Annotated in this window: 2 protein-coding genes; both read left to right on the top strand. The window is 45.6% G+C overall.

Annotation, left to right across the window (positions count from 1 at the left end; genetic code table 11):
* Nucleotides 1-4,544 (top strand): Ig-like domain-containing protein (locus AC1DLM_RS34105; protein WP_477572466.1); only part of this gene is annotated, 4,544 nt, incomplete at its 5' end.
* Nucleotides 4,545-4,646: 102 nt separating this feature from the next.
* Nucleotides 4,647-7,090, top strand: a 2,444-nt coding sequence (locus tag AC1DLM_RS34100; RefSeq protein ID WP_477572465.1) for a hypothetical protein, incomplete at its 3' end; no start/stop codon positions are given.

Genomic DNA, 7,090 nt, shown 5'->3' with positions numbered 1-7,090 from the left:
CCGCTTATCCTTACGGGTCAGAATTTGAATATGACAAAACTGGCGAAGAAGGGGCCTATTCTGCAGCCAAGGCGTTGCGCACATACTACCCTGGAGACGCGCGGGCGGCAGCAGCCTTGAAAAGCATGGAATTGGATGACTTGAAGACTCGTGCAATGCGAGGCATTCAGCCTAACTGGTACTATTATTCCGTACCAGTATTCCGCGCTGGCGAAGGCTGGTGGAATTTCCAATATACTGCTTCTTTAGCGGGATCTATCATGGATGACTGGCTCCGCTATCAGGATAACGGGAAATCCGGGGAACAGGCTGCTATCGCACAACAGCGCAACTATGCGGCGAAGATTTCAAACTTCAACGCCGTCAATATGGGGCAGATTTCGGCACAGTCTGTGGGCGGCATCGCTTGGAGATATAATGCCCAGAAGGGAGGAACTGGTACCAAGAACGTGAACGATGGTGGTACTCGCGTTATGAACAACGGCTGGCAGGACTTTTCTGGCGAATCAGAGGAAGGACTTTATGGCTCACTATTGCGTATCAGTTCTGATATCGTCACCGATCCGATATTTGGTCTTTTCGGGTATGGAGCTTCGGTCACTGACGAAGGCGGCACTTACCATGTCACACCAAAGGACGGTTTTGGCAAGCGTATCAACCTAATAAATGAAAAAATATACCTAGTCTCGGAAAGTGATAAAATTGAAAGTGCGGAGATTCAAAAAGACGGCAAGGCATTTAAATTGCAAATCTCGAATCTTGCTAAAAGTAAGCACGCTTCAAAGATTACTTTCGATGGGGCAGGAGTAGAGAATGGCTATTATACAATTAAGCTAGATGATAAAGATGCCGGACAGTTCTTTGTACAGAACAATAAAGGTACTGCTATGATCCAAATGAGCAGTGCGCTAACTGCTGAATTGACCATTGAAAAGACAGATACGGGTGTAAATCAAGCCCCGCAGGTTACTGCAAAGTTGGAGACGCAAAATCCACAGGCGATGATTCCGTTTGTGATGAACGGAATTGTGACCGATGACGGTGCACCGAATGGCGCGATGACCTACCAATGGGAAGTTGTCAGCACTCCGGAAGGTGGCAATCTGATCTTTAAAAATCCTAAGTCAGTAGCCACAGAGGCAAACGGTACCAAAGGAGGCTCATATACGGTCAGACTCACTGCAAATGACGGGCAAGAGAGCGTTTCTAACGAACTGACCTTCGAGTTGGCCGCTCCGCCGGAAAAACAKCCTCCAGTAATTGGTGTAGTGACTGGGGTACAGGATGCTTCGAATAGCAGTATTCTCGTATTATCCGGCAATGCGACCCCGGATCCAGTGTACAGCTCGGTATTTGAACCCGTGTGGACGTATGGATGGACAGTTAAGCAAAAGCCGGTTGGCGCAGCGGATGTTACTTTTGTCAATGGCGATAAAGCAAATGCATATGCCCACATAAGCAAGGCAGGCACCTATGTGTTTACCTTTACAGCGGTTGATGAAGGCAAGATGTCCAGCAAGGATGTAACGATTAATATCTCAAAAGACACCGATGGCTCATACAAGGCAATCAGCGTTGTGACACAAATTAACACGGTCCCTATACTTCCACAACAGATGGATATTCTGAATAACGACGGATATAGGCAAAGTGTGATCCAGTGGAATGAGGTTAATCCAGCCAGCTATGCACAAGCAGGTGAATTCGTAGTCGAGGGTAATATCGTAGACAGCGAATTGAAAGTACATGTCACTGTATATGTTGTAAAAGCACAACCTCAAAACAACGCGCTGACTGCAAAGCCTTCTGCCAGTTTCTCTGGTAGTGACGGATATCCTGAAGCGATGAATAACGGTAACACTCCAAAAAGTTCATCGGATTTCTCAGCATCTAAAGGTGCCGCTAACAGTGCATGGCACAACTGKGGAAAAGAAGGTGAACCAGCATGGGTAATGTATCAATGGGATGAGCCATTCCTTGCCTCTTCGATGGATGTATATGTCTTCAAAGACGGTGGCGGGAATTTCCAACCCACGGATATGAAGCTTCAGCTTCGTGATGTGGATGGAAATTGGTATACACCAAGAGGAGTAGTAGGACTTGGGAATGCATTGAATAAATTCAACACTACCACCTTTGAGCCAGCATATATTACAGGCGCTCGGCTTGACATGAAACCTGTCACCGTTGGGATCGGTATTCTGGAATGGAAGGTAAATGGATTTACAGGAGGGATAGATAAGTCGCAGCTGGTACAGGTTATTAACTTTGCAAATTCATTAAAAGCTGCGAACTTCATTGATCAAGGTCTTGCGCCGATTGCTGCTGCGAAGGCGGCCGCTTCCGCTGTGATGAGTAAAAAGGATGCTACAGAAGAGGAAGTTGCTCAGGCAATTGCAAATCTGCTGAGAGATCTGCGGTTGCTGAGTCCGAAAGATAAGAATATGGCGTTTGTAGCCAGTGCCTCAGCCAGCTTCACTTCATCTTGGGAGAGTCTACCAGCGCTTAATGACGGGTTAAAAACTGCCACAACTAATCCGCATTGGGGTTCGTGGGGCAATACAAGCTCTGAGGAATGGGTGCAATATGATTGGCCGCAKGGCGCAACAATCCAAAGCTCAAATCTGATGCAGTGGACTGATAATGGCGGCATATTAGCTCCTACAAAGTACACATATCAATACATCCCGAAGAATAGCATAACGAATGAATGGGTAACGGCAGGGACCGTTACCACAGGTATCGTAGCTCTTACTACTCCGGTAGGATCGTCAAATATATTTGGATTTGACCCGGTTCTGGAGGTTAAATCTCTGCGTGTTACGATGACAAAGAAAGTCCGGGATGGTAATGGTGTTGGCTTATGGGAATGGGAAGTTGTGCAAGGGGTGCCGGTAACAGGTATTATCGTGACCGGTGCAGGTAATACGACAACTGTCGTAAATGGTGGAACACTTCAAATGAGTGCAGCTGTCCTGCCTGTTGGTGCAAGCAATTCAGCAGTCACTTGGCTGATACAAAATGGAACAGGTTCGGCAACAATCGATGCCAATGGTTTACTGACAGCGACTGGTGTTGGAACGGTCACAGTGACTGCAACGGCTAGTGATGGTTCTGGTGTGACTGGAACRCTGCAGATAACGATCGGGGCCATTTCCATACCTTTGTCAACGAACACAAGCATCCAAATGGCCGTCAGTCACCCGAATTTGATATCGATTGATGCGCTTAACAAAGCGTTGAACGTCACAGGTGGAACAACGTCAGATCAAGTCATCACACAAGTCACTTCCACAGATGAATCGACACAAAGCTATTCGGTTACTGATGTAAATGGTTCAGTTAAGAGTCCCGGCGTACTGGTCAGCGGAGATAAGCTCGTAGTAACGGCAGAAGACGGAACTACACAGGCCGCTTATACGATCCAAGTCGCTCAGCCGACAGCAGCTGACATTGCTGCGGGAATCACAAGCTTAGCTGCACCAGCGAAAGATGCGACAAGTCTGACTCTTCCATCCGTACCGGACGGATACACTGTAGCCGTTAAGAGTTCGGATGCTACGTCAGTCATTCAAACGGATGGAACCATCTTTCCGCCAAGCGTAGAGACAACAGTTCATCTTGTCCTGGAAGTGACACGGACATCAGACAACACCAAGGCAGTTACTGGCAGTCTTCCAGTCGTTGTTCCGGCTAAAACCGTTGCAGCAGTTCCTACAGCAACGTTAACAGTAACCAGTGCAGTTTACTCGGGTCAATCGTTTGATCTGACTTATGGATTAAGCGGCTTGGGTTCGAGCGTCAACGGAGGCATTTATGCTGAAGAGTTGACAGTCAATTATGATTCGACGAAATTGCATCTAAGCGCAGTAACCTCAGTAATCGATGGCATATTTGTGACTCAGTCGGGAACACCGGGGCATATTCGAATCGTGTCGGCGAGCGAAGGCGCAGCACATGCCATTAACGCCAGCAACAGTGGAGCGATCTTGAAGCTGAGCTTCTTGGCAAATCCTGCTGATCAGTCCGCTAGCAGCACGGTTTCCTTGTCGGGTGTGGTCGTCTCCGATAGTCATGGTGTTGAGACGCAGGTTCAGGGCGCAACCAGCAGTGTTCAAATCACAGTTGTAGATAAAACAGCATTGACAACACTGATCGCAACTGCACAAGCGAAGCTCAATGCGGCTGTGGAAGGAAGCTATCCGGGACAATATCCAGCCGGATCGATAGCAACTTTACAAGCGGCGATTACTAATGCGCAAATTGTAGTTAATAATGCAGTAGCCACACCAGAGCAAGTCACTCAAGCGGCAACTGATTTGAATGCTTCGATTCAGGCGTTCCTTGCTTCGATTAACGTAGCCCTTCCAGGAGATGTTAACGGAGATGGCAAATTCAGCATCGGAGACCTCGCCATTGTTGCTAGTCACTACGGCGAAACTGCAAGCGATGCGAACTGGATGGCAAGTGCGGATATTAATCATGATGGTGTGATTGATATTATCGATCTTGCAGCTGTAGCGCACAAAATTATTACACAGTAAAGATGTTCAAGGTTTAGAGGAAGGCGGCTATCGGCAGCGCCTTCCCCCAAACTTATTTGCGAGGATGGGTATTGCCATTTAATATTCAATAGGAGGTAGCAAATGAGAAAGTTTAAAAAAACAATTGGTAGGAATATTTTGGGAACTGCGATTGTCCTGTCATTAATGACAGGTTATAGTTCATCTGTTTTTGCCGTAGATCCTGGCTTTGTGAACAATAATGATGCCGGGATGCCCGTTTTTACGAATCCAACGGGTACGCAAGTAGTTCCAACTGAACCAGCTCCATATAATGCAAGTCGAAGTATGATGATGGATATGTACCAAGCGGATCTGGCAGCAGGAGGAACTTCCTTCTGGATGGACAGCTTGCTCGCTCGGAAGGGGAATGACCCGACAGGCACCTATTTGATGACACGTGGTAAAGCCTTGTATGCGTATACAAATAGCGCCACTGTCATTGGATTTGGCAATAATATCGCTTATTTTGATTTGTTGAATCAAAAAGGCTACTCGATTCAAATCCCTGGAGTCACTTTTACCCAAGATTCATCTAAAAGATTGCAAACGCCAAGTTACTGGTCAGCTTTCTATAATGCGACAGGTTACACGCTGGAAGAAACCAAATTTATTACAGATAACAACGTCGCTGTCGATAACATCATAATTACTAATACGACGACATCATCTAAAACATTTACGTTGACGGCCGATTCACCTTTTGCCACGACGGCATCGGCGGATGGTACGGAGTTGACAGGTACATTCAACGTGCGAAACAATTTAACGAAAGTGTACCCAAGACTCAGTGGTACGGGGATGACTGCGAGCAACGGCATTTTAACAAGGAGTATAACATTAGCCCCAAATGAAAAAATTTCGTTGAAATTCCAAATGGGCTTTATTACAACTGAAATACCTGAGTCGACGACGGATTACAATCGGTTTAGAGCGTACGATGCGAATACGGCGTATATAACCCAGCTTCGCGAATATAACAAATGGTGGGCAGACAATGTTCCTTACATGGATGTTGCCGACGAAAATATTAAAAAGATTATTTACTACAGATGGTGGTTAAGCAGATTTAACTTTCTTGATGCGAATATCCCAGGAAACGACTACCAATTCCCCATCTCCGTAGAAGGTGCACTCGGGTACAATAATGCGATTGTATTAACGCAACCGATGCATATGCAGGATCTTAAATATTTAAGAAATCCCATATACTCTTATGGAGATTGGGTTTCAGCGGGGGAAGTTTCCAGGGACAGTCTGTTTACAGATAATCCAGGAAAACCATCCAACTGGAATAACAGCTATTCACAGTACATTGGGGACTCCGCTTTTCAAACCTATGAAGTCCACGGTGGCCAGCCTAAAATCTTAAATAATCTTGCGCGATATGCGGAAAAAGACGCGAAAGGTCAGCTCGCTCGATTTGATACGAATAAGGATGGGGTTATTAACTATGATTGGGGTTCATTGACTGGTAATGATGGGGACGGAAACGCGTTCCACTATTATGAGAAAAGAGGAAACATCAATCAGGATCGGACTGAAAGCGCATTCGTTTACGGAAACGCTATGGCCTCGGCGAAGGCATACCAATTAGCCGGTAATACAGCCAAGGCTACAGAAATGTTTGCTTTTGCCGATTATCTCAAAAATTCATTTTTATCCGTTATGTGGGATGAGTCATCGAAAATGTTCTTGCAGAAAGATTTACTAACGAACACGTTTATTCCTTGGAAAGAGGCTAATAATTACTACGCCTTCCAAATTGATGGCCTTGTTCCTAAGGATGATTCCAAATACTTAGAATCTCTCAGATACTGGGGGGATAAGACGGAATTCCCGGTATTCMCGTTCTATACCGCCAATCAGAAGGATAAGGCGATATCCGTAGCGCAAKGTGTAGGGGGAACTAACAATTTTGCTAACCTAAACGCATCAGGCAACATTCGCCTTTTCACAGAAGTGCTAAGAAAATATCCGAACCAACCTTACATTACTGCCGATATGTATAAGAAATTGATGTATTGGCTTGGATGGTCGACAGCCTACCAAGGTAATATCAATTATTTGGACAATAATGAATATTGGTTCAACTGGAATCCGACGACTCAACGAATCGACGGAAGATCCGGAATTCATCATAATATTCTGGGTAACTACAATTACTCGGTTATCGAGGATATTATGGGGCTTGTACCGCGAACGGATTCTACAGTAGAATTATCGCCGATTGACATCGGATGGGATCACTTTACCGTAAACAACATGCGTTATCATGGTAGTGATGTCACCATTATCTGGGATAAACCAGGAGACGGCAAAACTTTTTATCCAAATGTGCAAGAAGGTTATTCAATGTATGTGAACGGACAATTAGTGCTTAGAACGGATAAGCTGGCTCATTTGGAATGGAATCCGACTACTGGAGCTGTTACGGTTTTGGATACAAGCAGCGCAAATGTAGAAGTACAGAACAGCAATACCCAAATGAAGTCCTCTGCCGAAGTAGATTTGAACACCTACAACAG

It is taken from the genome of Paenibacillus sp. 01T442 (assembly GCF_056398345.1).
The sequence above is the reverse complement of the archived record's forward strand: the minus strand, read 5'-3'. Positions and strand labels throughout refer to the sequence as shown.